This window comes from Trichocoleus sp. DQ-U1, from assembly GCF_039961925.1.
Lineage (GTDB): Bacteria > Cyanobacteriota > Cyanobacteriia > Cyanobacteriales > FACHB-T130 > FACHB-T130.
This window is the reverse complement of sequence record NZ_JAMPKB010000163.1, coordinates 1-3464: the sequence shown is the minus strand read 5'-3', so window position 1 is coordinate 3464 and position 3464 is coordinate 1. Positions and strand designations below refer to the sequence as shown.

Annotated in this window: 1 protein-coding gene; it reads left to right on the top strand. The window is 49.1% G+C overall.

All coding sequences use genetic code 11. The features are described from left to right. On the top strand, positions 1-3464 hold a 3464-nt coding region (locus NDI34_RS27915; RefSeq protein WP_348234470.1), incomplete at both ends, for a PAS domain S-box protein.

The following is a 3464-nucleotide window of genomic DNA, read 5'->3' as shown; positions in this document are numbered from 1 at the left end:
GCTGGCTCAACAGTCAGGGGCAAGTCTATCGGGATGAGACGGGGCAAGCAGTTCGTATGATTGGCGTTTCGGTTGATATTACGGAACGCAAACAGATCGAAGCCGAACGCGATCGCCTTTTAGAGCGAGAACAAACTGCCCGATTAGAAGCAGAAAACGAACGCAAGCGGTTGTATGACATCTTGATGCAGTTCCCCGCCATGATTGGCATTATTAAAGGTTCCAATCTTGTGTATGAATTTGCCAATCCAACTTATCTGCAAGGGACTGGGCGCACTCCAGACATTATCGGCAAATCAATTCGGGATGTTTTCCCGGAGATAGAGGGGCAAATTTATTTTGATGTCCTTGAGCGCGTTTACCGGACGGGAGAAACATTTATTCGGAATGAATCGCCTGCTTACTGGGATCGGAACGGCGACGGTGTGTTGGAAGAGGGATTTTTCAACTGCATCTGTCCGGCTTGGCGAGATGCTGAGGGAACCATTCAGGGCGTGTTGATTTATAACATTGAAGTGACAGCCCAGGTGCGGGCAAGGCAACAAATTGAACAACTGCTCAAGAACCTCCAGCAGAAAGAAGAAATTCAGCAATTCCTAATCGAATTGAATGATGCGATTCGTGCCATTCAAGACCCCAAAGAAATTATGTGGCAGGTGGTTTGTGCCACAGGACAACACTTTAGTGTCACTCGCTGTACCTACGGCGAAATTGATTCTACTCAGGAATACGTCATTGTCGATCGCGACTATTGCAATGGTGTCATCAGCGTGGTGGGTAGCCATCACATGGATTCGTTTGGCCCTGAACTCATTGCTGAATTAAAGCAGGGCAAAACAATCGTCGTAGATGATGTCGATCGCGATCCTCGGACTGCCGGATCGGGGGCTGCTACCTTTGACGCAATTCAAACCAAATCTCTCCTGTGTGTTCCCTTAGTGAAAGAAGGGCGATTTGTTGCATTGTTGGTGTTGCACCATGCCTCTGTTCGCCACTGGACGCAGGAAGATGTGGTGCTGATGGAGCGAATTGCTCAAAAAACCTGGCTAGCCGTGGAGCGATCGCGGGCAGAAGAACAATTGCGAGAAAGTGAAGCTCATCTGCAACTCGCGCTCAAGGTCGGACGCATGGGAACGTGGGACTGGGATATGCAGACCGAGGCATTGCTTTGGTCAGAAGGACACTTCACCGTCCTGGGTCTACAACCGAATGAATGCGAACCCAGCCATGAAGTTTGGGAAAGTCGGGTTCATCCCGATGACCTAGCAGAAGCTGAGGCGAAATTTCAGCAAGCCATAGCCCAAAAGAAAGAGTATCACCATGAATATCGCCTACGTTGGTCAGATGGCTCGGTTCACTGGGTGGAAGCGAGAGGAAAGTTTACTTATGATGTTCAGGGAAATCCCAAGCACTCGATTGGTGTCGTCATAAATATCACAGAACGCAAGCAAGCGGAAGAGGCGTTGCGTCAAGCCCTACAAAAGCTCAACTTCCATGTTGAAAACTCTCCTATGGCAGTCGTTGAATGGAATCGAGACTTTCAAGTCATTCGGTGGTCTGCTGGTGCAGAGCGCATTTTGGGCTGGAAAGCCGAAGGAATGCTGGGTAAATCTTTAACAGAGATACCTTTTGTCTTTGAGGAAGACCTGGAAGCAGTTGCTGAAGTCTGCCAACGGCTGGTCTATGGTGAAGAACCCCATATTTTTTCATACAACCGCAATTACACCGAAGATCGCAACATTGTGCATTGCGAGTGGTATAACTCCAGTCTCAGGGACGAATCGGGACGGATGATTTCGGTGTTATCGCTGGTGCTGGATGTGACGGAGCGCAAGCAAGCAGAACAAGAACGAGAACAACTGTTAGAACGCGAGCGCCTTGCACGCTCTGAAGCAGAAGCCGCACAGCGCCAACTGGAAACCATTTTTGAAACATCACCCATTGGACTTGCTCTGTTAGATGAAAAGCAGCGATTTATTGCCATCAACGAAGCATTAGCAGAAATTAATGGATTAAGCCGCGAGCAACACTTAGGACATTCCATTCCAGAACTTTTTGGGCAATTCGATCCCAAATTAGTTGAAGTCTTTCATCAGATCTACACCACAGGAAATCCCTTTATTTCACCAAACTTTGCGGTGAATGTTCCCGGACGCGGCGATCGCCGTCCCGGTTACTACAACGTTTACTATCTTCCGACTGTTAACTCAAATGGTCAGGTCGAAGGGGTTTTAGTTTATGTGGTAGATGTGACCGAGCGCGTCAGGTTAGAGCTTGCCCAACACTTTCTCTCTGAGGCGAGTGCCGTGCTTGCATCCTCACTCGATTATCAAACGACTCTAGAGCGCGTCGCACAGCTTACGGTGCCGGAATTAGCCGACTGGTGTACGGTTCACATGATAGAAGAGAACGGTGCGATCGCGCAGATTGCGGTTGCTCACATCGACCCTGCCAAGCTGGAATGGGCATATCAGATTAGAGACAAGTATCCGATAAACCCAGATGACCCTCGCGGTGCTGCATTGACATTGCGGACTGGACAACCGGATTTAGTGCCCAATATTCCTGATGAACTGTTGGTGCAGGCAGCGCGTGATTCAGAGCATTTAGAGATTCTACGGCAGGTGGGATTCAAATCTGTAATGACGGTGCCACTACGAACTCAGGCACGAATTCTAGGGGTTATCTCCTTTATCGCCGCCGAATCTGAACGACAGTATACCCCGGCAGATTTGCAACTAGCAGAGGAATTGGCTCGTCGTGCTTCCTTGGCGATTGACAATGCTCAGTTGTACCGGGCGGCTCAAAGCGATCGCGCAAAAGCAGAAGCGGCTAACCGGATTAAAGACGAATTTTTAGCAGTATTGTCCCACGAGTTGCGATCGCCCCTCAATCCGATTCTCGGCTGGACAAAATTGCTACGAACAGGCCGACTAGATACCACAAAAACCCAGCAAGCCCTGGAAACGATCGAACGCAACGCCAAGCTGCAAGCCCAATTAATTGAGGACTTGTTGGATGTTTCCCGCATTCTGCAAGGAAAAATGACGTTAAACGTCGCTCCTGTGAATCTAGCGGCAATGATTGAAGCTGCCCTAGAAACGGTACGACTGGCAGCCGAAGCCAAACACATTCAAATCCAGACTACATTTAATCCTATTTCAGGAACGGTTTCAGGCGATACCAATCGCCTCCAACAAGTAGTCTGGAACCTCCTCTCCAATGCTGTGAAGTTCACCCCAACCGGAGGACGCATCGACGTGCAACTAGAGCAGGTTGGTATGTACGCTCAGATTCAAGTCAAAGATACTGGAAAAGGCATCAAACGAGAGTTCTTACCCCATGTGTTTGACTACTTCCGTCAAGAAGATGGCACTATAACCCGACAATTCGGCGGATTGGGATTGGGACTAGCGATCGTCCGTCATTTTACCGAACTGCATGGAGGAACCGTTCAAGCAGAC